General features: G+C 70.0%; 26 protein-coding genes. 20 read left to right on the top strand and 6 right to left on the bottom strand.

The features are described from left to right. The 7 genes from dapE to ACLL9L_RS10455 form a co-directional block, all read left to right on the top strand. Positions 1-640: succinyl-diaminopimelate desuccinylase (gene dapE / locus ACLL9L_RS10485; protein ID WP_411284598.1), on the top strand; the 640-nt coding region annotated here is incomplete at its 5' end. A 10-nt stretch (positions 641-650) separates the two neighbouring features. Then, positions 651-1,400 (top strand): TIGR00730 family Rossman fold protein, encoded by a 750-nt coding sequence (locus ACLL9L_RS10480; protein WP_411284597.1) that lies wholly within the window; start codon positions 651-653, stop codon positions 1,398-1,400. A 48-nt stretch (positions 1,401-1,448) separates the two neighbouring features. Then, on the top strand, positions 1,449-1,682 hold the full coding sequence (locus ACLL9L_RS10475; protein WP_411284596.1) for a hypothetical protein: 234 nt from the start codon (positions 1,449-1,451) through the stop codon (positions 1,680-1,682). Between the two features lie 57 nt (positions 1,683-1,739). Further along, positions 1,740-2,060: a DivIVA domain-containing protein gene (locus ACLL9L_RS10470; RefSeq protein WP_411284595.1), complete on the top strand. Its 321-nt coding sequence runs from the start codon at positions 1,740-1,742 to the stop codon at positions 2,058-2,060. 2 nt (positions 2,061-2,062) lie between these two features. Then, complete coding sequence (locus ACLL9L_RS10465) at positions 2,063-2,518, top strand: SRPBCC family protein (RefSeq protein WP_411284594.1); 456 nt, start codon at positions 2,063-2,065, stop codon at positions 2,516-2,518. After that, positions 2,515-3,117: a DNA-3-methyladenine glycosylase I gene (locus tag ACLL9L_RS10460; RefSeq protein WP_411284593.1), complete on the top strand. Its 603-nt coding sequence runs from the start codon at positions 2,515-2,517 to the stop codon at positions 3,115-3,117. Before ACLL9L_RS10465 ends, ACLL9L_RS10460 begins: the two co-directional genes overlap by 4 nt. After that, on the top strand, positions 3,114-4,307 hold the full coding sequence (locus ACLL9L_RS10455; protein WP_411284592.1) for a hypothetical protein: 1,194 nt from the start codon (positions 3,114-3,116) through the stop codon (positions 4,305-4,307). Before ACLL9L_RS10460 ends, ACLL9L_RS10455 begins: the two co-directional genes overlap by 4 nt. A gap of 16 nt (positions 4,308-4,323) precedes the next feature. Here ACLL9L_RS10455 and ACLL9L_RS10450 read toward each other — a convergent pair whose 3' ends face one another. Continuing rightward, positions 4,324-5,157, bottom strand: coding sequence for an enoyl-CoA hydratase-related protein (locus ACLL9L_RS10450; RefSeq protein ID WP_411284591.1), 834 nt, complete (start codon positions 5,155-5,157; stop codon positions 4,324-4,326). Positions 5,158-5,315: 158 nt separating this feature from the next. Here ACLL9L_RS10450 and ACLL9L_RS10445 point away from each other — a divergent pair, with 158 nt between their 5' ends. The 6 genes from ACLL9L_RS10445 to ACLL9L_RS10420 all read left to right on the top strand — a co-directional run bounded on the left by ACLL9L_RS10445 (position 5,316) and on the right by ACLL9L_RS10420 (position 10,111). Next, positions 5,316-5,489 (top strand): DUF3117 domain-containing protein, encoded by a 174-nt coding sequence (locus ACLL9L_RS10445; RefSeq protein WP_411284590.1) that lies wholly within the window; start codon positions 5,316-5,318, stop codon positions 5,487-5,489. Between the two features lie 429 nt (positions 5,490-5,918). Further along, positions 5,919-6,716 carry a 3-oxoacyl-ACP reductase FabG gene (fabG, locus tag ACLL9L_RS10440; protein WP_411284589.1) on the top strand — a complete coding sequence of 266 codons (798 nt, stop codon included), beginning with the start codon at positions 5,919-5,921 and terminating at the stop codon, positions 6,714-6,716. 137 nt (positions 6,717-6,853) lie between these two features. Beyond that, positions 6,854-7,162, top strand: a complete 309-nt coding sequence (locus ACLL9L_RS10435) for a hypothetical protein (RefSeq protein ID WP_411284588.1) — start codon at positions 6,854-6,856, stop codon at positions 7,160-7,162. Between the two features lie 42 nt (positions 7,163-7,204). Then, positions 7,205-7,585: a helix-turn-helix domain-containing protein gene (locus ACLL9L_RS10430; RefSeq protein ID WP_411284587.1), complete on the top strand. Its 381-nt coding sequence runs from the start codon at positions 7,205-7,207 to the stop codon at positions 7,583-7,585. A 50-nt stretch (positions 7,586-7,635) separates the two neighbouring features. After that, positions 7,636-9,360, top strand: a complete 1,725-nt coding sequence (locus ACLL9L_RS10425) for a PHA/PHB synthase family protein (RefSeq protein ID WP_411284586.1) — start codon at positions 7,636-7,638, stop codon at positions 9,358-9,360. Next, on the top strand, positions 9,353-10,111 hold the full coding sequence (locus tag ACLL9L_RS10420; protein WP_411284585.1) for an alpha/beta fold hydrolase: 759 nt from the start codon (positions 9,353-9,355) through the stop codon (positions 10,109-10,111). Before ACLL9L_RS10425 ends, ACLL9L_RS10420 begins: the two co-directional genes overlap by 8 nt. A gap of 65 nt (positions 10,112-10,176) precedes the next feature. Here the strand turns inward: ACLL9L_RS10420 and ACLL9L_RS10415 are convergent, their stop codons facing one another. Continuing rightward, positions 10,177-12,129 (bottom strand): 3-oxoacyl-ACP synthase III family protein, encoded by a 1,953-nt coding sequence (locus ACLL9L_RS10415; RefSeq protein ID WP_411284584.1) that lies wholly within the window; start codon positions 12,127-12,129, stop codon positions 10,177-10,179. Between the two features lie 270 nt (positions 12,130-12,399). Here ACLL9L_RS10415 and ACLL9L_RS10410 point away from each other — a divergent pair, with 270 nt between their 5' ends. From ACLL9L_RS10410 to ACLL9L_RS10400, 3 genes are read left to right on the top strand one after another with little or no spacing between them, the layout of a single operon-like run. Beyond that, positions 12,400-14,340, top strand: a complete 1,941-nt coding sequence (locus tag ACLL9L_RS10410; protein ID WP_411284583.1) for an APC family permease — start codon at positions 12,400-12,402, stop codon at positions 14,338-14,340. Next, the gene (locus ACLL9L_RS10405; protein ID WP_411284582.1) at positions 14,341-15,855 is read left to right on the top strand and encodes an ATP-binding protein; all 1,515 of its coding nucleotides are present in this window, start codon (positions 14,341-14,343) and stop codon (positions 15,853-15,855) included. Beyond that, a complete protein-coding gene (locus ACLL9L_RS10400) occupies positions 15,852-16,523 on the top strand; it encodes a response regulator (protein ID WP_411284581.1) in 672 nt (223 codons plus the stop codon). The genes ACLL9L_RS10405 and ACLL9L_RS10400 overlap by 4 nt, the downstream gene beginning before the upstream one ends. A gap of 26 nt (positions 16,524-16,549) precedes the next feature. Here ACLL9L_RS10400 and ACLL9L_RS10395 read toward each other — a convergent pair whose 3' ends face one another. The 3 genes from ACLL9L_RS10395 to ACLL9L_RS10385 all read right to left on the bottom strand — a co-directional run bounded on the left by ACLL9L_RS10395 (position 16,550) and on the right by ACLL9L_RS10385 (position 18,754). After that, positions 16,550-17,416, bottom strand: coding sequence for an aldo/keto reductase (locus ACLL9L_RS10395; RefSeq protein ID WP_411284580.1), 867 nt, complete (start codon positions 17,414-17,416; stop codon positions 16,550-16,552). 77 nt (positions 17,417-17,493) lie between these two features. Continuing rightward, positions 17,494-18,117 carry a class I SAM-dependent methyltransferase gene (locus ACLL9L_RS10390; RefSeq protein WP_411284579.1) on the bottom strand — a complete coding sequence of 208 codons (624 nt, stop codon included), beginning with the start codon at positions 18,115-18,117 and terminating at the stop codon, positions 17,494-17,496. A 4-nt stretch (positions 18,118-18,121) separates the two neighbouring features. After that, positions 18,122-18,754: an O-methyltransferase gene (locus ACLL9L_RS10385; RefSeq protein ID WP_411284578.1), complete on the bottom strand. Its 633-nt coding sequence runs from the start codon at positions 18,752-18,754 to the stop codon at positions 18,122-18,124. Positions 18,755-18,926: 172 nt separating this feature from the next. Here ACLL9L_RS10385 and sigE point away from each other — a divergent pair, with 172 nt between their 5' ends. From sigE to ACLL9L_RS10365, 4 genes are read left to right on the top strand one after another with little or no spacing between them, the layout of a single operon-like run. Then, entirely contained in the window at positions 18,927-19,592 is a 666-nt protein-coding gene (sigE, locus tag ACLL9L_RS10380; RefSeq protein ID WP_411284577.1) for an RNA polymerase sigma factor SigE, read from the top strand. After that, complete coding sequence (locus tag ACLL9L_RS10375; protein WP_411284576.1) at positions 19,589-20,185, top strand: hypothetical protein; 597 nt, start codon at positions 19,589-19,591, stop codon at positions 20,183-20,185. The genes sigE and ACLL9L_RS10375 overlap by 4 nt, the downstream gene beginning before the upstream one ends. Then, positions 20,182-21,717, top strand: a complete 1,536-nt coding sequence (locus ACLL9L_RS10370; RefSeq protein ID WP_411284575.1) for a S1C family serine protease — start codon at positions 20,182-20,184, stop codon at positions 21,715-21,717. The genes ACLL9L_RS10375 and ACLL9L_RS10370 overlap by 4 nt, the downstream gene beginning before the upstream one ends. Before the next feature lie 25 nt (positions 21,718-21,742). Beyond that, positions 21,743-22,102: a twin-arginine translocase TatA/TatE family subunit gene (locus ACLL9L_RS10365; RefSeq protein ID WP_411284574.1), complete on the top strand. Its 360-nt coding sequence runs from the start codon at positions 21,743-21,745 to the stop codon at positions 22,100-22,102. 33 nt (positions 22,103-22,135) lie between these two features. Here the strand turns inward: ACLL9L_RS10365 and ACLL9L_RS10360 are convergent. Next, on the bottom strand, positions 22,136-22,686 hold a 551-nt coding region (locus ACLL9L_RS10360), incomplete at its 5' end, for a P-loop NTPase (protein ID WP_411284573.1).

The following is a 22,686-nucleotide window of genomic DNA, read 5'->3' as shown; positions in this document are numbered from 1 at the left end:
CGGCCGGCCCGACCTCGTCCAGGCGGACTTCGCCGTGCTCCTCGAGCCGACCGACGGTGGCATCGAGGGCGGCTGCAAGGGCACGCTACGGGTCGAGGTCGTGGCCACGGGCATCGCCGCCCACTCGGCGCGGCCGTGGAACGGCGAGAACGCCATCCACGGGGCGGCCGCGATCCTGGGCCGGCTCATCTCCTACGAGGCCCAGACCGTCCACGTCGAGGGCCTCGACTACCATGAGGCCCTCCAAGCGGTCGCCATCACCGGCGGCATCGCAGGCAACGTCATCCCCGACCGCTGCGTCGTCACCGTGAACTACCGGTACGCCCCCGACAAGAGCGGCGAGCAGGCGGTGACCCACGTCAAGGAGATCTTCGACGGCTTCGAGGTCACGGTCATGGACAACGCCCCGGGCGCCCGACCCGGGCTCACCCTGCCGGCCGCGAAGGCGTTCGTCGAGGCGCTCGGCGTGCCCGTCGGCCCCAAGGAGGGGTGGACCGACGTGGCCCGCTTCTCCGCGCTCGGCGTCCCCGCCGTCAACTTCGGCCCCGGGGATCCCAACCTCGCGCACACCGACCACGAGCGGGCCCCCGTGCAGCAGTACCTCGACGCGGAGGCCGCGATGCTCCGCTGGCTGACCTGAAGGAGCAACGATGACCACGACCACCGGCGCCACCGCGAGTGATGACGAGCGCCACACCGGCCCGGTGACGCTCCGCCGCGGCCAGGTGCCCCGGACGACGACCGACCAGCGCCTGCTCGACAGCGACCAGTCGGCCGACTGGCTGCACACCGACCCGTGGCGGGTCATGCGGATCCAGTCGGAGTTCGTCGAGGGTTTCGGGGCGCTTGCCGAGCTCGGCCCCGCGGTGAGCGTGTTCGGCTCGGCGCGCACGACCCCGAGCGACCCGGCATACGCCATGGGGGTGGAGGTCGGTCGCAAGCTGGTCGAGGCGGGGTATGCCGTGATCACCGGCGGCGGCCCCGGCGCCATGGAGGCCGCGAACAAGGGGGCCTTCGAGGCCGGCGGGACGTCCGTGGGGCTGGGCATCGAGCTGCCGTTCGAGAGCGGGCTCAACCGTTATGTCGACCTCGGGGTGAACTTCCGCTACTTCTTCGCCCGCAAGATGATGTTCGTCAAGTACGCGCAGGGGTTCATCGTGCTGCCCGGTGGCTTCGGCACCCTCGACGAGCTCTTCGAGGCACTGACACTCGTCCAGACGCAGAAGGTGACGTCCTTCCCCCTGGTGCTGCTGGGGACGGACTACTGGGGCGGGCTCATCGACTGGCTGCACCAGTCGGCGCTGACCCACGGCACGATGAGTGCCAAGGACATCGACAGGCTCCTGCTCACCGACGACGTCGACGAGGCCGTCCGCGTCGTCACGACCTACAGCACCTAGTCGCTCGAACCGCACTCGTCTCAAGGCGCCTGGTGGCATGCTCGGGGGATGAGGATCTCGCCGCTGCCGCGCCGGGGGAGCACTGTGGTGGGGCGCGACCAGGAGGGTCGACGCCTGCGCATTGCTGCGCATCCCGAGTCCGGCCGGGTCGTCCTCTCGATCTGGCAGGACGACGTCTGCCGGGCGACGATCCGCCTCGCGGCCGAGGACGTGCCCGGTGTCGTGGAGCAGCTCACCCGGTCCCTGCTGCCCGTGCCGGCCGAGGAGTCCGACGCCGGCTGACGCCCGGTGGAACCCCGTGGTGTCACATCCGACACCGGGTCGTGGCACGATCAGGTCGTGATCTGGATCGTCCTGCTCGTGGCCGTCGTCCTCGTCGTGCTCACCACCGCCGCGGTCCTCGGCCGCGTCGACGGCTCGCTCGGCGACGCGACGACATCCCTGAGCCACGAGCCGTTGCCCGACACCCCCCTCACGCCGGCCGACTTCGAGGAGCTCCACTTCGACACGGCGATGCGCGGATACCGGATGAGCCAGGTGGACGACGTCATCGACCGGCTCCGCCGCGAGATCCACGACCGCGACCAGCAGCAGTCCCTCCCCGCGAGCCCTGCCACACCCGACACACCCTTCGGGTCCTCGTCGCCGGACCCCCGCTGACCGTGGCTGCCGTCGTCGTCCGTCGCGCCATCGCAGCCCCACCCGAGCGGGTGTGGGCCACCGTCACCGACTTCGCGGCCTATGGGCAGTGGATCCCGCTGACCACGATGCGGGTCGACCCCGCCCCGGTCCGGGTCGGCTGGGGGTTCGTCGGGCGCACGGGCCTGCGGCGGGTCGGCTTCGACGACTCCATGCTGCTCACCCGGTGGGAGCCCCCCGGCCCCGAGGGGATGGCACGCTTCACGGTGCGCAAGACCGGACGACTCCTTGCCGGGTGGGCCGACATCGTGCTGGCGCCCGCGGCCGCAGGGACCGACCTCGTCTGGACCGAGGAGATCATCGTGCGCCCTGAGCCGATCGGTCGCGTGCTGGCCCCGCTCGCGGACCCGGTCGTCGGGCGCCTCTTCGCCGGCGCCGTCGCCCGGATGGCAGCCATCGCCGAAGCCGGGTCGGAGTGAGCCAGAGCGCTCTCGTCGTGGGCCCGGACGGCCTCTCCCGATGCTCGTGGGCCGGGTCGACGCCCGACTACCTCACCTACCACGACGACGAGTGGGGGGTGCCGGTCCACGGCGAGTCCGCGCTCTTCGAGCGGCTCACCCTCGAGGGTTTCCAGTCAGGCTTGTCCTGGCTGACGATCCTGCGCAAGCGGGAGGCGTTCCGCTCCGCGTTCGCGGGTTTCGACGCCGAGCAGGTCGCGACCTTCGGCGATGACGACCGCTCGCGCCTCATGCTCGACGCGGGGATCGTCCGCAACGCCCGCAAGGTCGACGCTGCCATCAGCAACGCCCGGGCCGTCCTCGCCCTGCGTGCGGACGGCGGCCTCGACGAGGCGTTCTGGTCCTACGCTCCTGAGACGCACCGCTCGCCGACGTCGCTGGCCGACGTCGCAGCCTCCAGCCGGGAGTCGGAGGCCCTCGCCAAGGGGCTCAAGAAGCGCGGCTTCGTCTTCGTCGGACCCACGACGATGTATGCCGCGATGCAGGCCTGCGGTCTCGTCGACGACCACATACTCGGCTGTCACCGACACGGCGAGCGCCGCGAGACCGGGCGCCGATGAAGCAGGCCATCGTCTCGCGCTTCCTCGTGCGGGTCCTCCTCTCGTATGCCGTGTGCCGGGTCGTCACGGGCATCCTGCTGACCCTCGTCGCGGCCCGTCAGGTCCCGACGGGCTGGACCGGCCCCGACGTGACCTACCTGACCTTCACGGCCCAGTGGGACGGCCAGTGGTACAAAGCGATCGCCGAGCACGGCTATCCCGCGACACTTCCCGTCGACGGGACCGGGCTGGTCCAACAGAACCCCTGGGCCTTCTACCCCCTCTTCCCGTTGCTCTCGCGGGTACTCATGGATGTCACCGGCCTCGGTTTCTTTGTGGTCGGCTCGACGCTGTCGCTCGCCCTCGGGTTCGTCGCGGCGGGGGCGATGGCGTGGCTGCTCAAGGACCGGATCGGGGAGCGCGCCACGCTGGTCGTCGTCGTCCTCTGGGCCAGTTTCCCCGCGGCGGCCGCCCTCCAGGTCGGCTACACCGAGGCCGCCGCCATGGCCCTGCTCACGCTCTACCTCCTCGCCCTCTCCCGGGAGCGGTGGCTGTGGGCGACGTCGTTGGCCGTGGCCATCGGCCTCGTCCGGCCCATTGCCGCGCCCCTTGCCGTGGTCACGGTGGTGGCTCTGGGGCTGCGCTGGCGGCGTCGCTCCCGTGACCCGATCCGCCCGGGGGAGGCGCTGTCCGGCCTCGCGGCCCTCGCGGGGTGCGGGGTGGCCGGCCTCCTGTGGCCGGCGATCGCCTGGCGGATGACCGGGCAGCGTGACGCCTACACCGACACCATGGCCGCCTGGCGTGGCGGCCACGAGATCGTGCCGTTGCGGCCCTGGCTCGACATCTCGCGCTACTACCTGGGACACACCTGGGGGCCGGTCTGGGTGACGGTCGCCTTCGTGGTCATCGCCGTGATGGTCCTCGGGCCGTGGGCCGCTCGGCTCGGTCCCGAGCTGAGGACGTGGGCCCTGGCCTACCCGGCATACCTGCTCGTCGTCCTGGACCCCTTCACCTCGATCTTCCGCTATCTCATCCCGCTCTTCCCGCTCCTGCCGGTCATGGTCGGCGTCGGGTCGGTGCAGCGGAACCAGCACACGGCCGGGGTGCGGGTGGTGCGCGCGGGGGCGCTGCTCGTCGGATTCGTCATCGGGCAGTGGTACTGGCTGGACGTCCTGTGGCGGTTCGTGCCACCGACCGACTTCCCCCCGTGACCCGGGGGCCCCTGCCTCAGCGACCGGTGAAGGTGGGCGTCTCCTTGGCGAGGAACGCGGAGACCGCCGCGCGGTGGTCCTGGCTGCGACCGGTGTGGGTCATCAGGTCGGCCTCGTGGGCCAGGGACTGGTCCAGGGGGTGCGCGGCGCTGAACGCGACCGCCCGCCGGATCGCGCCGTAGGCCAGCGTCGGGCCGGCCGCCAGCATCGCGGCGAGCTCGCGAACCGCGGAGTCGAAGTCCTCCCGGGCGACGACCTTCGTCACCAGAGCGAGGTCGAGACACTCCTGGGCGGGGATGGTGCGGGGCATCAGGAGCAGCTCCTTCGCGCGAGCCGTGCCCAGGAGCCGCGGGAGGGTCCAGGAGGCGCCGGAGTCGCAGGACAGGGCGATGCCGGCGAAGGCCAGGTTGATCCCCGCCGAGTCGACGAGCACGCGCAGGTCGGCGGCGAAGGCGAACGCCGCGCCGGCGCCGGCCGCGACACCGTTGAGCGCGGCGATGACGGGCTTGTCCATGGTCGTGAGCAGGGTGACGATCGGGTTGTAGTGCTCGGTGACCGTCGAGCCCAGCGACTGCGAGCCGGACTCGAGCGACGCGACGTGCTCCCGCAGGTCCTGACCGACGCAGAACGCCCGGCCGCTGCCGGTGAGGACCACGCAGCGCACCGCCGGGTCATTCGCCACCTGCTGCAGCGCCGCGAGCAGGGCCACCTTGAGCTCGGTGTCGAGGGCGTTCATCGCCTCGGGACGGTTCAGCGTCACCGTGGCCACCCCGTGCGCGACGTCGAGCAGGAGGACGGGCCCGGTGCTCGTCGGTGCGCTGGGCTCCGGGCTGCTGTCGGACGTGGACATGGGTGGCGCTCCTTGCTCGAGGGTGGGTCCATCCTGCCTGATCGGCGATTTCGTCTCGTGCCGCAATCACGTGATAATGGTCTTCGACCACTCACCTGCCGCTGTCGATCGTTGACGTCGCGAGGCAGGCTGAGCCACGTTTCCACGGAAGGTGCACGATGGCGGCAATGAAGCCAAGGACCGGTGACGGCCCGCTGGAGGTCACCAAGGAAGGGCGGGGGATCGTCCTGCGCATGCCCCTCGAGGGCGGGGGGCGCCTGGTGGTCGAGATGACGCCGGCCGAGGCAGCCAGTCTCCGCGACGCCATCCAGGGGTGCGACGGGGTCTCCTGACCTCGACCTGCAACCGTTCGTGGGCCCCCGACCCTCAGGGTCGGGGGCCTCGTGCTGTCCGGTCCGCCGCCTGGTCGACTCGATGTTGCTGGTGCTGCTCAACGAACGGCCGTGGCGACGGCGTGGGCATCTCGCCGCCGCTCACGTCGTCAGCGCCGCACAGCGCCTGGCTGCGCACCTGGATGAGCGCGACAGCGCCCTCCCGAATGCGGCCCAACCGGTGTAGGTTCCGAGGAGATCGGGCTTGGCGTGCGGTCGGTCCAGCCAGGCTGGTGACCACGAGCGCGCCGCAGCAGACGGTCGTCCTGACTCTTCATCGCCATCTGTTGCGCCAGACGTCGCGCAATGTCACGTGCATCATTCGCAATAATTGGAGGCACCACGATGAACGTCCCCGACTCGACAAAGAGCCTTGCTGATGACAGGGTCATGGCCGGTGACAAGCTCTCCGGACGGGTGGCGCTGGTCACCGGTGGAACGCGGGGCATCGGGGCCGCGATCTGCCGGAGCATGGCGAGCCAGGGTGCGGCGATTGCGGCCGGCTTCAGCGGCAACACCGAGCGCGCGGACCAGTTCCTGAAGGCGTTTGATGACGACTATGACGGCCGCGTGCGCGCCACGGTCCACCAGGGCAACATCTCCCGGCCGGAGGACTGCCGTCGGGTGGTCCAGGAGGTGCTCGACCAGCACGGTCGCCTTGACATCCTGGTCAACAATGCCGGGATCACCATCGACAAGATGGCAATGAAGATGTCCGTCGAGGACTGGAACACGGTGCTCGCCGTCAATCTCTCGGGCTCGTTCTTCATGGCTCAGCCGGCGCTCGAGCACATGGTCGACAGGGGCACCGGCCGCATCATCTTCGTCTCCTCGGTCATCGGAGAGACGGGAAACATCGGCCAGGCCAACTACGCAGCCTCCAAGTCAGGAATGCTCGGGCTGACCAAGACCCTGGCGAAGGAGGCGGCATTCCTCCTCCAGCGAGCGGGCAAGCTCCAGGATGACGGGATTGGTGTCACCGTGAACACGGTGACCCCCGGCTTCGTGGCCACCGAGATGCTTGAGAACGTGCCGGAGAAGGTGCTGGACAAGATCCGTTCGCAGATACCGCTGGGCCGGCTGTGTCATCCCGACGAGATCGCCCGCGTGGTCCATTTCCTGGCCGCCGACGCCTCGGCATACATCACCGGACAGGTGTGGGGCGTCAACGGCGGCCTCGACATGTAGGGACCCGACGAGACGAACGCCTGGAGTGCCAAGCCGATTGGGATACCACGCAGCGTCGCTTGACATACCAAGCGTTTGGTAGGCATGCTGTGCGAGTACGGGACATCCCCGCAAGCCGCAATCTCGAGGAGCGCACCATGGCAGCAACGAATACCAGTTCCACATCCACCACCGAGACGGCCGACCTGGCCAGGAAGATCCGCGAGCAGCTGATCTCCACCGTCCAGCAGGGACAGAAGCTGACCGTCGACGCCGCTCAGACCTGGGTCACGGCCGTGTCTGCGCTTCCCGTCCACGACCTGCCCACGGTCCCCGGCGGCCCCGCCCTGCCCAGCATGGCAGCGGCGACCACCTACGCTTTCGACGTTGCGGCTGACCTGCTCACCGCTCAGCGCGAATTCACCGTGCAGTTGGCCAAGGTGTTCGTCCCCGGGAAGTCGGCCTGAGCCGCGTCGCGGTTCCACTGCGATCGGGGAGTTGGGAGATCGATGGGGGCCAGAGAAGTTGATCCCCAGCGACTGCTGGGGGACTTCATCCGCGCGCAGCGGCAGATGGCGAATCTGTCGCTGCGTCAGCTGTCTGCGCTGACCGAGGTCTCCAACCCCTATCTGTCCCAGATCGAGCGCGGGCTGCACGAGCCGTCACTGCGAGTGCTCACGTCGATCGCCAATGCGCTCAACGTGTCTGCGGAGACCCTCCTCGCGCAGGCCGGACTGATCAGCGACACGGTGACGTCGGACGACGACGCCACCGAGGGTGCCATCCGGGTCGACCAGCGGCTCACCGAACCGCAACGGCGGGCACTGCTCAGCGTTTACCGCAGCTATGTTGAGGGCAACGCCGCAGACGAGTCCTCGCGGCATCCGTGAGCACACCCATCCCGCGCACACAGTCCCAGGCCGCATAGGAGTCCGACACCATGAACCCAGCACCGCTTCCCGAGCTGGCCGGTCGGGCGGTTCTCGACCGCCTGGGCGTTGCCGAGGATCCGCTGATCGGCGCCGATCCGGTCTCGTTCCTGCGCTCACTCGGGGCGGCCGGTGCCGCGCTGGTCAGGAACCCGGTGGGGGCGGCCGCCGCCAACGCCCGGCTGGCGATCGGTCTGGCCGCCGCTCTGCGGGCGACGGCGAGGCGCGCCGTGGGTAGCGAGACGTCCGGTCCGGTCTCTCCCGCGACCGGTGACAAACGGTTCGCCGACCCGGCATACGCCGACAATCCGCTGTTCTTCCTGCTGGCACAGCAGTACCTTCTGAGCGGCCAGCTGGTCACCGAGCTCCTGGACGCGGCCGGGCTGGACGCCGACCGGGACCTGAAGGCTCGATTCGCCGCCAGGTTCATCCTCGACGCGATGGCGCCCACCAACACGCTGCCGGGCAACCCCGCGGCGCTGCGCGCGGCCTTTGACACCGGCGGCAAGAGCCTCCTGCGAGGTGCCCAGAACATGCTCGGCGACATCCGCCACAACGGGGGCTGGCCGTCACAGGTGGACGGCTCCGACTTCGAGGTCGGGGTCAACATGGCGGCCACCCCGGGTTCGGTCGTCTACCGCAGCGACCTGATCGAGCTGATCCAGTACGAACCGCAGGGCAAGCGCGTGCATGCCGTTCCGTTGTTGTTCTGCCCGCCGTGGATCAACAAGTACTACATCATGGACCTTGCGCCGGGTAAGAGCCTGATCGAGTGGGCGGTCCAGCACGGCCACACGTGCTTTGCGATCAGCTACCGCAACCCCGACGCCTCGATGCGTGACCTGGGCTTTGAGGACTACCTTCGACAGGGCACCCTGGACGCGGTGCGCGTCGTGCGCGAGATCACCGGCGCCCCCGAGGTCAACACCGTCTCGGTCTGCCTCGGTGGCACGTTGACGGCGATCGGGCTCGCGTACAACGCGGCCATCGGCGACAGCTCGATCAAGTCGGCCACGTTCCTCAACACCCACACCGACTTCAGCGTTCCGGGGATGCTGGGGGTCTTCACCGATGAGGCGACCATCGCCGGTCTCGAGAAGCAGATGGCCAAGAAGGGCTATCTCGACTCCGGAAAGATGGCGCACACCTTCGATGCGCTTCGGGCCAACGACCTGGTGTTCCAGTACGTCGTCAACAACTGGCTGCTCGGGAAGAAGCCGCCGGCTTTCGACCTGTTGGTGTGGAACAAGGACAGCACCCGGATGCCGGCCAAGATGCACTCGCAATACCTCCGCGCGTGTTACCTGAACAACGAGTTCGCCCGGGGACAGTTCGAGGTGGACGGCATCAAGCTCGACCCCGGGAAGGTCGAGGTCGACACGTATGTGCTCTCCGCGGTCGACGACCACATCGTCCCGTGGGTCTCCGGCTACAGGACCACCCAGCTGTTCGGTGGGCGCAACCGTTTCGTGCTCAGCACGTCGGGCCACATCGCGGGGATCGTCAACCCACCCAGCCCGAAGGCGAAGCACTGGGTCAACGAGGACAGCGTCACAGCCGATCCGGGAGAGTGGAAGGCTGCGGCGCAGCTCCGAGAGGGCACCTGGTGGGAGGACTGGGCTCTGTGGATTGCCAAGCAGGGCGGTCCCAAGGTGGGCGCCCCCCGCCAGCTCGGCAGCACGGACCATCCCCCGATCGAGGCAGCCCCGGGCAGCTACGTGAGGACCCGTGCGTGATGTGCCCGAGCACCGGGCGAGTCGCGCCGAGCTGATCAGGACCCGCGGGGGCCGGGTCCGGGTGCGTGTGCAGGGCGGCGAGGGGGATCCGCTGCTGCTGCTCAACGGCTTCACCCGGCCCCTGGAGAGCTGGGGGCCCTTCATCGCGGCATTGGGCGATCGCACCGTCGTCAGCTTCGACGCACCGGGCGTCGGGGGGAGTCCCACCCCGGTCCTGCCGTTGTCGATGTCCCGGCTGGCGGCCCTGGCGGTCTCGGTGCTTGACGCGGCTGGTCTGGAAGCAGCCGATGTGCTGGGGTTCTCCTACGGTGGCGCCGTCGCCCAGCAGCTCGCCTTCGCCTCTGCGGACCGGGTTCGCCGGCTGGTTCTGGTGTCCACGTCGTGTGGTGTGGGAGCGATACCCAACACCCGACCAACGCTGGGCAGCCTCCGTCGGCCGGCCGACGCGGGGTCGTGGCCTCGCGCGGACGCCCTGGGGACCGTGTGGCAGTCCGTGGGGATTTCCGGCTGGTCAAGCATCCCGTTCCTCGGGGCAATCCGGGCACCCACCCTGGTGGTCTGCGGGACACGCGACCGCGTGGTTCCCCCGGGCAACAGCACGGTGCTGGCGCACCGCATCCCCGGCGCGGAGCTCGTGATGCTCCCGGCTGGCCACGACCTGCAACGACACGGTCCGGCGGGCGCCTTGGTCAGCAAGGTGGAGCCGTTCCTGGCTGCCGGGGCCGCCGTCGAAGCTCCTGTGAGGGGCTGACCGAGCCTGGTCATCCGGGTCGGGCCTGGCCGCCTGACCGACCGAGGCGCGCTCTCGTGGGCGGGCTACCCGAATGCCAGGCGCACGTCGTCAGAGGACTGCGCGGACCGCTGCGGGGTCTCCACCCCGGCCGTGACCCTCGGCTGGAGTGACGGATCTGCGGGGGCCACCACCGCCGGATCGACCCGGATGACCGCGTACCCGGCCACGGCGCCGGCCCCGAAGCCTGGTGCGAACACCCGGACCGGCTCGGTGATGACGCCGTCGCGCACGGCGTCGTGGATGGCCAGTGGGATGCTCGCCGACGACGTGTTCCCGACCTGGTCGATGTTGAAGTACAGGCGCTCGATTGACAGCCCGGCCTGGGTGGCCAGCTGGACCACCATCGTCTTGTTTGCCTGGTGCGGGACAATGAGGTCGATGCTGTTCAGGAGCGAAGCGGCCACCCCGTCGGGATCGGGCAGCGCCGTGAGCTCATCGATCATCTGGATGAGGTAGCGACCGGCCAGCGACTTGACGTCGGGGCCGTAGACCGTGATGTTGTTGTCGAAAGCCGGGTTGGGCCACAGGATCGAGTTCACCTCGTTGACCGGCCCGCTGGCGTAGGTCTGCAGATACTCGATGTCAGGCGCAGCGCCCGGCGGTGCCACGCCGATGACCATGGCGGCGGCGCCGTCCCCGAAGATCATCCGGGACGGCCGGACGTTGCCGATCTTGTCCGAGAACTTCTCCACACAGATCAGGAGGACGGGCCGCTCGACCTCCTGGAGGATGCGCGTCGCGTCGGACAAGCCGTAGGGCAGTCCCGCACAGGCGGCCACGATGTCGAAGGAGGCGTGGGTCTGCTGGATCCCCAGCTGACCGGAGATCCACGTGGCCACCGAGGGAATCATCCGGGTGCTCGTGCAGGTGCAGACAATCACCGCGCCGATGTCTTGCGGTCCACGCCCCGAGTGAGCCATTGCGCCCTGCGCCGCCCGGAGCGCGATCTCCTCCAGGCTGCTCGAGGTGTAGCGGCGCTGATCGATCCCGGTCTTGTCGCGGATCTCGTCTGCTGCCATCGGTGACCAGTTGTAGGCCGCGTTGCGGATCAGGTCATCGTTGGTGCAGACCGTGTCGCCGTGCACCACGGCCAGCGCCTCGATGCGCGGCATCACCGAGAAGTGCGTGCGCACGTTGACGGCAGGGTAGGGCCGGATCGGCTGAGTCGCTTCGGGCGCCGGTGAGCTCGGTGCACTCGAGCGCCCGGTTTCGAGCCGCCTGAGGAACTGGCGCACCTCTTGGTCCCGGGGATGGAAGGCGACCACGTAGTCGTCGTCGTGCAGCCGGCCCACCTCGACGAGCTCGGCCTGGGAGCGATCCCAGGGGTACTGGTTGTGCAGCACCATCGCCCAGCGGTGCAGGGCCTCGAGTTCCGGAGCCTCCTCGGCACAGTCGATGATGTCGTCGAAGTCGAACGTCGGGAAGTCGGGGTCGTAGCCGTTCAGGCGGAAGGTGAGGTTCCTCGGGTCGGCGAGGATCTCCGCCACGGTTGGCTTCACCGCTGACAGCTCGGCGGCATGGTGCTTGCGATGCCCGAACACGTCGAAGAGGATCGCGAAGATCTTGTCCTCCACGGCCGCATCCCAGGTCGCGGGCAGAGCCTCGTAGGCTTGCTGGACCGCAGCGACCTTGCGGTCGCCGTCCTCCCACGGGGTGAGGATCGGCAGGAAGACATCGCGGCGGTTCCGGGGGACGTCACGCCAGCGGGTGGGTCGCTTCTCATACATCGTGAGGGCGTAGCGGCCGGTCCAGAACATGTTGAGTGAGATGTCGCGCAGCAGCTCGTACCGACTGGTGTAGTGCCCGCTCTCGACGCGCCGCAGGATGTCGGTGCCTGTCGGGGTCTTCGTCTCGAAGTCGCGTCGAATGACGCTGTCCAGATGGTCGAGACTGTCGATGGCCGAGAGGTCGAGCTCGGGGACGAAGTTGGAGGGGAAGACCATCCGGTCATGACGGTTGAGGACGAACGGCTGCACAGCTGCTCCTCTGTCGGTGGAGTCGGGCCCAGCTCATCGCGTCCAGACTCGGTTGAGCACGGAAACTGCCCGGCGCGGTGCGCCTCTGGATGACTGTTTCAGAGCCCAACGATTGATGGCAAGGTCGAAGGTCCCTTGGCAGGGGAGAACCGACACCCGTGGGCTCCTTCGCAGCGGTGCGCGTCAGAGGGGCGTCAAGATTCGGGCTCCGGGCGTGAAGATCGCGTCAAGACGGCGGTGGGGCTGGCCCCGCGGCAGCACGCTGACCTCATGAGTGCCACTGACTCCCTCAAGCGGCTGATGATCGGCCGAGCACTGGCGAGCAACCGGCTGGGTGAGACGCTGCTCCCCAAGAAGCTCGCGTTGCCGGTCTTCTGCTCGGATCCGATCTCCTCGGTGGCGTATGCCACGGAGCAGATCGTGCTCGTGCTCGGTACCGCGGGGGCCGCCTCGCTCCTGGGCCTCGCCGCGCCGATCTCCCTCGCCGTGGCGGCGCTGCTGGCCGTCGTCGTCGCCTCCTACCGCCAGACGTGCTTCGCCTACCCCAGCGGTGGTGGCGCCTACGTGGTGAGCAAGGAGAACCTCGGACGGAACGCGTCGTTGACCGCGGCAGCGGCCCTGCTCGTCGACTACGTGATGACCGTGGCGGTCTCCGTGGTCTCCGGTGTCGTGGCCATCACCTCAGCGCTGCCGTCACTGGCGCCGTATGCCGTGGGCCTGTCGGTCGGGTTCGTGGTGCTGCTGGCGATGGTGAACCTCCGGGGGGTGAAGGAGTCCGGGACGGCATTCGCCTTCCCGACCTATGCCTTCGTCGTCCTGACCTTCCTGCTGCTCGCGAGCGGGGTCTACCGGGCGCTGAACGGTGGCGTCCCCGAGGCCGCCAGTGCTCATCTGGAGCTGGAGCGCACCGCTCAGGTGGGCGGTGTCTTCACCCTGCTGCTGGCGCTGCGGGCGTTCGCGTCGGGCTGCACGGCGCTGACCGGCGTCGAGGCCATCAGTAACGGCATCCCCGCCTTCCAGAAGCCGAAGGCCAAGAACGCCGCGACCACCCTGGTGATCATGGGGGCGTTGGCCATCACGATGTTCTCGGGGATCACGGCCCTCGCCCTGGCCACCCACGCCCGCGCCTTTCCCGACGGGAACCCGTCCGTGATCAGCCAGATCGCGGAGACCATATGGGGCCGCGGGCTGCTGTTCTACGCCTTCCAGGCGGCCACGGCGGGCATTCTCGTGCTGGCGGCGAACACCGCCTTCAACGGCTTCCCCACCCTGGCCTCGATTCTCGCGCAGGACCGTTTCCTGCCGCACCAGCTGCGCAACAGGGGTGACCGGCTCGCCTTCAGCAACGGCATACTCCTGCTCGCGGGGATCTCGGTGGCTCTCATCGTCGGCTTCGACGCGAACATCGAGGCACTCATCCACCTCTACATCGTGGGCGTCTTCACCTCGTTCACCCTCTCGCAGTTCGGGATGGTGCGGCACTGGCGCAGCGAGCTGTCCGTGACGGACGACGGCACCCGCCGCAACGCGATCCGGCGCTCGCAGCTGATCAACGGCACCGGCGCGGCCGTCACCGCCCTGGTCCTCCTGATCGTGGTTCGCTACAAGTTCCTCGAGGGGGCCTACCTGGCGATCGGGGCGATGATCGTCATCTTCTTGCTCATGCGGGCCATCCGCCGGCACTACGACGCCGTCTCGGTGGAGCTCGAGCCCGAGCCGGGCGGGGTGACCCTGCCCAGCCGCAACCACGGGGTGGTGCTCGTGTCGAAGCTCCACTCGCCGACGCTCCGGGCCCTGGCGTATGCCAAGGCGACCCGGCCGTCCGACCTGATCGCGCTGACCGTCTCGGTCAACGAGGATGAGGATCGCGAGCTGCGAGCCGAGTGGGACGCGCGGGGACTGAACATCCCCCTGACGATCATCGCCTCACCGTACCGGGAGGTGACCAGGCCGGTGCTGGAGTACATCACCCACATCCGCCGAGAGAGTCCCCGCGACGTGGTCACGGTGTTCATCCCGGAGTACGTCGTCGGCCACTGGTGGGAACACCTGCTGCACAACCAGAGCGCCCTCCGCCTCAAGAGCCGACTGCTCTACCAACCCGGAGTGATGGTCACCTCCGTGCCATATCAGCTGAGATCATCCCAGGAGAGTAGCGTGGCGCCCGACGCGGACCACCGCGTCCCTGCCGGCGAGGGACACACTGGGTAGGTGCCTCCCACAGTCAGCCCGCCCCGCCCGCCTCAGCCCGGCCGACTCCCAGAGGTTCCTGGCGAGGCCTCGGGCGGGCTCCCGGCAGTCAGCGCGGGGTTGGCCCGAGGCCGACGGCTGGGGGCGGCGGCGCTGCTCCTGGTCGGGCTGCCCATCCTGACCTCGGCGCTGATCCAACACCGGGACGGGCTGTCCTACGCGACGCCCGTGCTGGTCGTGCTCATCCTCGTCGTGGCGGTCGCCTTCGTCGGGGGGCTACGGGTGGCCCTGCCCGCGGCGGCGCTGGGCGGGCTGGTGCTGAACTGGTTCTTCACGCCGCCGTTCAACACCTTCGCGGTCGAACGCACCGACCAGCTGCTGGCGCTCGGGGTGTACCTGGGGTTTGCCGTCGCCGTCAGCGTCATCGTGGATCTGGCCGCCAGACGCACGGCCGAGGCCACCCGGGCCCGGGCAGAGGCACAGGCGCTCAGCTCGCTCGCCGGCTCCGCGCTGGCGGGGGACCAGACGCTGACGGACCTCCTGGAACGGGTCCGGTCGATCTTCCGGATGCGTGAGGTGAGCCTGCTGGAGCGGGTCGACGGACGGTGGTCCCCGGTGGCCTCGGTCTCCGGCGACGACCCGGAGCTCGACGAGGTGGAGCTGCGGGTGGACGCTGGACCCGACCTGGTGCTGTCCGCCCTCGGCCCCCCGCTGTTCGCCGAGGACAAGCGCGTGCTCGCGTCCTTCGCCGAAGCCGCGGCCACGGCGCTGGAAGGCCGTCGCCTGGCCCAGCAGGCGCAGACCAATGCCGAGCTCGAGGCCGCGAGCCGGATGCGCACGGCGCTGCTGGCTGCCGTCGGCCACGACCTGCGCACCCCCCTGGCCGGCATCAAGGCGGCGGTCTCGAGCCTGCGGCAGGGCGACGTGCAGTTCAGCGATGCCGAGCGCGACGAGCTGCTGGAGACCGTGGAGACGTCGGCCGACCGGCTCCAGGCCCTGGTCGCCAACCTGCTCGACGCCTCACGGCTGCAGGCCGGTGCCCTGTCCGTCCAGGCGCTGCCGACCGGTCTGGAGGAGATCACCGGCAGGGTGCTGCTGGCGCTGCCTCCCGGCGAGCGTGAACGCGTCATCATCGACATCCCCGCCGAGCTGCCCGACGTCCTCGCCGACCCGGGTCTGCTCGAGCGGGTTCTGGCCAACCTCCTGGACAACGCCCTGCGACACACCCCGGACGACCGGGTCGCGACCCTGCGCGCAGACGCAGACGAGCAGGTCATCCACTGCGAGGTCGTCGACCACGGACCGGGAGTGGTGCACACCCAGCACGAGCACATGTTTGCCCCCTTTCAACGCCTCAGTGACCGCACTCCCGGCGGCGTCGGGCTCGGTCTGGCCGTCGCCCGCGGCTTCACCGAAGCCATGCACGGCACGCTGAGACCGGCCGACACGGTCGGCGGCGGACTGACGATGCGACTCACCCTGCCGCGCTTCCCGGAGCAACCCGCACGGCCCGCCGCCCAGCGGGGGCGGCCATGACCCGTGTGCTCGTCGTCGACGACGACGCCGCCCTGGCGCGCGCGCTCAGCATCAACCTTCGGGCACGCCACTACGACGTCGACACGGCCGGCACCGGCACCGACGCCCTGAGGCTGGCCGCGAGCCACCCTCCCGACCTGGTCATCCTCGATCTCGGCCTGCCCGACCTGGACGGCACGGAGGTCATCGCCGGACTCGCCCGGTGGAGCACGGCACCCATCATCGTGCTCTCTGCACGGGACGGGCAGGGCGACAAGGTCGCAGCCCTGGACGCCGGCGCCGTCGACTTCATCGTCAAACCCTTCGGCATGGACGAGCTCCTGGCCCGACTCCGCGCAGCCCTACGACGCACCACCTCCGCGGGGACCCCCGTCATCCACACTGCCGCCTTCACGATCGACATCGCGGGGAAGAAGGCCACCCGCGACGGTCAGGACATCCGCCTCACGCCCACCGAATGGCACCTGCTCGAGGTCCTTGCGCAGACACCGGGGCGACTCGTCGGGCACCGGCAGCTCCTGAGGGAGGTGTGGGGTCCGGCCTACGAGGACCAGACGAACTACCTCCGGGTCTACATCGGGGCGCTGCGCAGGAAGCTCGAACCCGATCCCCGGGCGCCGGCCCATCTGCTCACCGAACCGGGAATCGGATACCGGCTCGAGCTGTGATGGCCCACACGCCGTACCGAGATTGCTCAGGACGCCTGGTCGAGGCTCGCCAGCTCTTCGGTGCTGAGGTCCAGCTCGACGGACCGGGCGGAGTCGAGGACCGTCTCGAGGCGCGACGACCCCGGGATGGGGATGACCACGGGCGCCGCCGCGAGCATCCACGCCAGCGTCACCTGCTGGGGGCTGACGCCGCGCGCGTCGGCGATCTCCTGGAAGGGTGCGAACCTCGAGCCGAGGCCGGCAGCCCTCGAGATGCCCCCGAGGGGGGACCACGGGAGGAAAGCGATGCCCATCTTCTGGCACAGGCGCAGCTCGGGTTCGGAGCTGCGGTATGCCGGCGAATACTGGTTCTGGACGCTCACAAGGCGACCGCCGAGGACGTCCTGGGCGGTGCGGATCTGGTCGGGGTCCGCGTTCGAGATCCCGGCCATCCGGATCTTCCCCGCATCCAGCAGGTCACGGATCGCGCCGACGGACTCCTCGTAGGGAACGCCCGACACATCCGGACGGTGCAGCTGGTAGAGGCCGATCGCCTCGACCCCCAGTCGCCGCAGTGACGTGTCGCACGCTGAGCGAAGGTGCTCGGGCGAGGCGTCGATGGTCCATGAGCCGTCGCCGGGTCGCAGGTGCCCGCCCTTGGTCGCGACCAGGACCTCGCTCGTGTCACCTCCGTAGGAGCTCAGCGCCTCGGCGATGAGCGTCTCGTTGTGGCCCACCTCGTCGGCGCCCACGTGGTAGGCGTCGGCGGTGTCGATGAGGGTGATCCCAGCATCCAGGGCCGCGTGGATCGTCGCGATCGACCGACTGCGGTCCGGCCGGCCCTCGATGGACATGGGCATCCCGCCGAGCCCGATCGCCGACACCGTCATCGTCCCGAGGACACGATTCTGCATGCCGTCAACCTACCCAGCCGGGAAGGACGAAAACCCGGCGGGCCTCCGTCGCCGCCCGGCATCGGCACCGTCCCCTCTCAGGGGCGGCGGGCCACGCTGACCTGCCAGTCGGCATCGGCGGTCCACGGGTCGAGGTGCCAGGTGGCGAAGCGGTGCTCGAGGAGGAAGCCGACCGCGGCGAGGTCGGCGTCGAAGTGGGACACGGCATACTCGCGGTCGGTCGCGAAGCCGACGACGAGCCGGCCCTGCGGCGCGAGCAGGTCGTGCACCGTCTCGAGGACGTCGCGTTCGGTCCCGGGGGCGACGTAGACGAGCACGTTGCCGGGCAGGGCGACGAGGTCGAACGGGGCGTCGAAGCCTTCGGCGGCCAGGACCGCCGGGTCGAGCTCCAGCAGGTCGCTCGTGACGTACGGGACCCCGGGATAGCTCTGGCGGGCCCGGTCTAGCAGGCCACCGTCGCGGTCGACCCCGAGGGCGCGATGGCCCATCCGGGTCAGGGCCGCGGACACGCGGCCGGTGCCGGCGCCGCCGTCGAGGATCTGCGCCCCGCGCGGGGCGAGGGCATCGATGAAGCGCGCCTCGCCCTCGAGGTCGTCCCCGGCAGCGACGTGCTGCTCGAACTTCTCGACGTAGAAGTCCCAGCTGGAACCCGTGACGGTCTGTTCCCAGCGGGTGGGTGGCGCGTGCCGGTGGTGGGCCACGGGGTCAGCGCTTGATCGCGACGAGCAGGCCGTCGCCGACCGGGAGGAGGGTGGTCGTGAAGGCCGTGTCGTCCCGGACCGACTTGCCGAGGTCGCGCAGGGTCCGCGTCGTCTCGTCGCGGGCCGCGGGGTCGGCCACCTTGTCGTGCCAGAGCATGTTGTCGATGACCATGACGCCGCCCTGGCGCAGGAGACGCGTGGCCTGCTCGACATAGGCGGGGTACTCGTCCTTGTCACCGTCGACGAGCGCGATGTCGTAGGCGCCGTCGGTCATCCGGTCGAGCACGTCCAGCGCCCGGCCGGTGATGACCCGGGTGCGCTGGTGCGCAATACCGGCCGCGGCATACGCCTCCTTGGCGGCACGCTGGTGCATGGCCTCGATGTCGATCGTCGTGAGGATGCCGTCGGCGGGCATGCCCTCCATGAGCCACAGGCCGGAGACGCCCGCACCGGTGCCGATCTCCACCACCGCCCGGGCGCCGGTCGAGGCGGCGATCGTGCGCAGGGCGGCGCCCACACCGACCCCGACGGGGACGCACCCCAGCTCCTCGCCGCGGCGGCGGGCCGTCTCGATGACCTCGGGCTCGGTGACGAACTGCTCGCAATAGGCCCAGCTGGCCGCCTTCTGTGCACTCATGGGTCAGCACCCTACTCGGGCCAGGGACCCTGGCCTGATCAGGGAAATATCAGGGTGGTCCCGGATCGTTGGAACGTCATGGAGGGGGCACAGTAAAGTAATCACTTCCTCGGGAACTCTGGGATCAGACGGTTCGTCACTCGGACTGAGGATCTCTCGAAAGGCGTTGCTCGTGACCGACACCCTGGCCGCTGACGCGGTCGAGCAGGATGCGGCCCCTCAGTCCACCCCCACAGGGGCGTGGACCCCGCCGACGTGGGAGGAGATCGTCACGCAGCACTCGCCGCGCGTCTACCGGCTCGCCTACCGCCTGACCGGCAACCCCCACGACGCCGAGGACCTCACCCACGACGTGTTCATCCGGGTCTTCCGCTCGCTCAACTCCTACACACCCGGCACCTTCGAGGGCTGGCTGCACCGCATCACGACCAACGTCTTCCTCGACAAGATGCGCCGCAAACAGCGGATCCGCTTCGACGCGCTGCCCGAGGACGCCGCCGGTCGGATGGCCAGCCGTGAGCCGGGCCCGGAGCAGACCTACCACGACACCCACTTCGACGACGACGTCCAGCGCGCGCTCGACGCCCTGCCGCCGGACTTTCGGGCCGCAGTCGTTCTGTGCGACATCGAGGGCCTCTCCTACGAGGAGATCGCCACCACGCTCGGGATCAAGCTGGGCACCGTCCGCTCGCGGATCCACCGGGGGCGGGCCCTGCTGCGCGAGGCGCTCGCACACCGGGCTCCTCAGGCGGCGTTGACGGCGCACGCCGCGCCCGCGCGGCGGTCCGTCCGACACGGCATACCGGTCCCCGGCCGGGTCCTGCCGGGAGTTCGATGAGCAGACACCTCGGCATGCAGGTGAGCGCGTATGTCGACGCTCGGCTCGACGCGTCGACGATGCATGCGTTCGACCACCACCTCGTTGCGTGTCAGGTGTGTCGTCACGCCGCCGAGCAGGAACGACGCATCCTCGCCTCGCTCCGCACGGGAGCGACCCCGGGGCTGCCCGTGGGCATGCAGTCGATGCTGCTCGGGCTTGCCGCCCCGGCGCACTCCGCCGCGGCCCAGGACCTGCACGGGGGCGTCCCCACCATCCCGGTCGCCCCGCGCGCGATCCAGCGGCTCAGGGTCCCGGTCCCCACGGTGGCCCCCGCGTCGCCCGCCCTGCACCGTTCGCCGCGCCGCGCGGCGATGCTCGCAGGGCTCGCCGCCGGAGCCTCGGCCGCCGCGGCGATCGGTCTCGCCGTCGCGGGCCCCGGCGTGGTCGGCCCCTCCACGGTGCGTCAGCCCGTCGCCCGGGTGCCCGGATCGTTCAACGTGACGGCGGACACCGCCGCCTTCCTCTCCCCCCGCCTCAGCACTCCCGCACCGGCCGGGGAGACATCAGAGCACGCGCCGGCCGGGGAGACATCGGAGCGCCGGGCCCGATGAGCGACAGCGGTCGCGAGCAGGGTCCGGTCGACCCGTCACTCGCCGTACCCCCGGGGGGTTCGGGTGACCCGTGGAACGACGTCGGCGTCCCGGACGGCGGCAGTTCCGAGGCGGAGCCCACTCGTCCAGCGATGTTCGAGCGGCCGCAGCACCCCGTCGACCCGGCCGCGCCGGTGGCGCCGGTGGCGCCGGGTGAGATCCAGCCGATCGACCGGACCCAGCCCATTGAGGTGCCCCACCCGACCCTCGAGAGCGAGGCCAACTCGCCGTGGTGGTCGACCCCCTCGTCCGACCCCTCCGCTGACGGGGGTCCCCCCCCGGAGGGGCAGCCGGCCCATCCGACGGGCGTGCCGTCCGGGGAGCCGTCGCCGGTCACGCAGTCCTGGTACGGCGCGGCGCCGCCCCCGCAGGGGCCCATGGCGCCGCCCCCGCAGGGGGCTTCTGCTCTCCACCCCACCCGGATGCGCCGGGGCGGCCGCGGTGCCGGTGTCGCCGGTCTGGCCCTCGTCTCGGCGCTCGTCGGTGGGGTGGCCGTGGTCGTGGCCGAGCGTTCCCTCGACCGCAGCACGAGCCTCGGGTCAGCGCTGCCCGCTCCGGGACCGGGCTCGACCGCGCGCGCCGACGGCAGCATCGCCAAGATCGCTGCCAACGCCCTGCCGAGCGTGGTGACGATCAAGATCAAGGCGTCCGCCGGGTCGGGGACCGGGTCCGGGTTCGTCATCGACAAGCAGGGCCACATCCTGACGAACAACCATGTCGTGTCTGCGGCGGGCGGTGCCGGCACCATCACGGTGGAGCTCAACAACGGCACGACGTTGCCGGCGACGGTGGTCGGCAAGGACTCGTCCTATGACCTTGCCGTGCTCAAGGTGGACACCCTGGAGCTCGTCCCACTCGAGTTCGGGCCGTCCACGGACGTCGTGGTCGGGGACGGGGTGATCGCCGTCGGCGCTCCGCTGGGACTCGACGCGACGGTGACGAGCGGCATCGTGTCGGCCCTGAACCGGGCGGTCACGCCCGGGGACGGCAACGAGCAGAGCTTCATCAACGCGATCCAGACCGATGCCGCGATCAACCCGGGCAACTCCGGGGGGCCACTGCTCGACATGAACGGTCGGGTGATCGGGGTCAACTCCGCCATCGCGCGGGTGCCGGGCTCCGACTCGAGCACGGGCGGCAACATCGGGGTCGGGTTCTCGATTCCGAGCGACCAGGCCGCCAAGACGGCTCAGCAGCTCATCAGGACCGGCAAGGCCGAGCACCCCGTCCTCGGCGTGAAGGTGGACCGCAGCTACGACGGCGACGGGGCCAAGGTGGCCAAGGACGGCGTCGACGCGGGGAGCGCCGCCGAGAGGGCCGGTCTCAAGGGGAGCGACGTCGTCACCGAGTTCGAGGGCCGCAAGGTCGTCAACGCTGACGCGCTCATCGTCTCGATCCGGTCCAAGAGCGTGGGCGACACCATCCGCCTCAAGATCTTGCGCGACGGTGCGCCGGTGGATGTCACCATGACCCTGCAGGCGGCCACCGGCTGACGGCCGGGGCCAAGGAGGCGACGACGTGCCGTTCGACATCAATGGGTGGGAGTTCCTGCTGCTGCTCGTCGTCGGCATCGTCGTGCTCGGGCCCGAACGACTGCCGGAGTATGCCGGGAAGCTCGCCAAACTCGTCCGTCAGGTGCGCGACCTGGCGCAGAACGCCCGGGTCCAGCTCAAGGACCAGATGGGGCCGGACTTCGAGGACGTCAACTGGCAGCAGTACGACCCGCGTCAGTACGACCCCCGCCGGATCGTGCGGGAGGCCCTCCTCGAGCCGTTCAAGGAGCCGGAGGATAAGCCCCAGTCGGGGGCGATGGCGGAGCCGGCCCAGCCGCCGCACGACGCCGCGAAGCCGACCCCCTGGGACGCCGACGCCACCTGAGCTCCGCGGTGGGGGTGGCCCGGACCAGCGTGGTCAGCGGGAGGTCGGGGTCAGCCCGAGTGACCGCCCGGCGAGACCGCGGGAGCGGGTCGACAGGCCGCGGGCGATCCCGCGCAGGGCGACGGCTGCTGCCGTGTCCGGGTGGGAGAGCACGACGGGGGTGCCGTGGTCGCCACTCTCGCGAACCAGGGTGTCGAGCGGGATCTGACCGAGGAGCCCGACGGGGGCGCCGATGGACTTCGTCAGCGAGTCGGCCACGGCCTGGCCCCCGCCGGACCCGAAGATCTCCTGACGGCTGCCGTCGGGCAGCTCGAGCCAGGACATGTTCTCGATGACGCCGACCACCCGCTGATGGGTCTGCAGGGCGATGGCCCCGGCCCGCTCCGCGACCTCCGCAGCGGCCTGCTGGGGCGTGGTGACGACGATGATCTCGGCGTTGGGGATGAGCTGGGCGACCGAGATCGCGATGTCTCCGGTGCCCGGCGGCAGGTCGAGGAGCAGGATGTCGAGGTCGCCCCAGAACACGTCACCGAGGAACTGCTGCAGCGCCCGGTGGAGCATCGGTCCGCGCCAGACGACGGGCT

It is taken from the genome of Lapillicoccus sp. (assembly GCF_046595215.1).
Lineage (GTDB): Bacteria > Actinomycetota > Actinomycetes > Actinomycetales > Dermatophilaceae > Lapillicoccus.
The sequence above is the reverse complement of the archived record's forward strand: the minus strand, read 5'-3'. Positions and strand labels throughout refer to the sequence as shown.

Bases quoted from the DNA above. Each gene is read 5' to 3' on its own strand.
- ACLL9L_RS10480 (WP_411284597.1), top strand. From the start codon at position 651: ATGACCACGACCACCGGCGCCACCGCGAGTGATGACGAGCGCCACACC.
- ACLL9L_RS10475 (WP_411284596.1), top strand. From the start codon at position 1,449: ATGAGGATCTCGCCGCTGCCGCGCCGGGGGAGCACTGTGGTGGGGCGC.
- ACLL9L_RS10455 (WP_411284592.1), top strand. From the start codon at position 3,114: ATGAAGCAGGCCATCGTCTCGCGCTTCCTCGTGCGGGTCCTCCTCTCG.
- ACLL9L_RS10450 (WP_411284591.1), bottom strand. From the start codon at position 5,157: ATGTCCACGTCCGACAGCAGCCCGGAGCCCAGCGCACCGACGAGCACC.
- ACLL9L_RS10445 (WP_411284590.1), top strand. From the start codon at position 5,316: ATGGCGGCAATGAAGCCAAGGACCGGTGACGGCCCGCTGGAGGTCACC.
- fabG (WP_411284589.1), top strand. From the start codon at position 5,919: ATGGCCGGTGACAAGCTCTCCGGACGGGTGGCGCTGGTCACCGGTGGA.
- ACLL9L_RS10435 (WP_411284588.1), top strand. From the start codon at position 6,854: ATGGCAGCAACGAATACCAGTTCCACATCCACCACCGAGACGGCCGAC.
- ACLL9L_RS10430 (WP_411284587.1), top strand. From the start codon at position 7,205: ATGGGGGCCAGAGAAGTTGATCCCCAGCGACTGCTGGGGGACTTCATC.
- ACLL9L_RS10425 (WP_411284586.1), top strand. From the start codon at position 7,636: ATGAACCCAGCACCGCTTCCCGAGCTGGCCGGTCGGGCGGTTCTCGAC.
- ACLL9L_RS10410 (WP_411284583.1), top strand. From the start codon at position 12,400: ATGAGTGCCACTGACTCCCTCAAGCGGCTGATGATCGGCCGAGCACTG.
- ACLL9L_RS10400 (WP_411284581.1), top strand. From the start codon at position 15,852: ATGACCCGTGTGCTCGTCGTCGACGACGACGCCGCCCTGGCGCGCGCG.
- ACLL9L_RS10395 (WP_411284580.1), bottom strand. From the start codon at position 17,416: ATGCAGAATCGTGTCCTCGGGACGATGACGGTGTCGGCGATCGGGCTC.
- ACLL9L_RS10385 (WP_411284578.1), bottom strand. From the start codon at position 18,754: ATGAGTGCACAGAAGGCGGCCAGCTGGGCCTATTGCGAGCAGTTCGTC.
- ACLL9L_RS10375 (WP_411284576.1), top strand. From the start codon at position 19,589: ATGAGCAGACACCTCGGCATGCAGGTGAGCGCGTATGTCGACGCTCGG.
- ACLL9L_RS10370 (WP_411284575.1), top strand. From the start codon at position 20,182: ATGAGCGACAGCGGTCGCGAGCAGGGTCCGGTCGACCCGTCACTCGCC.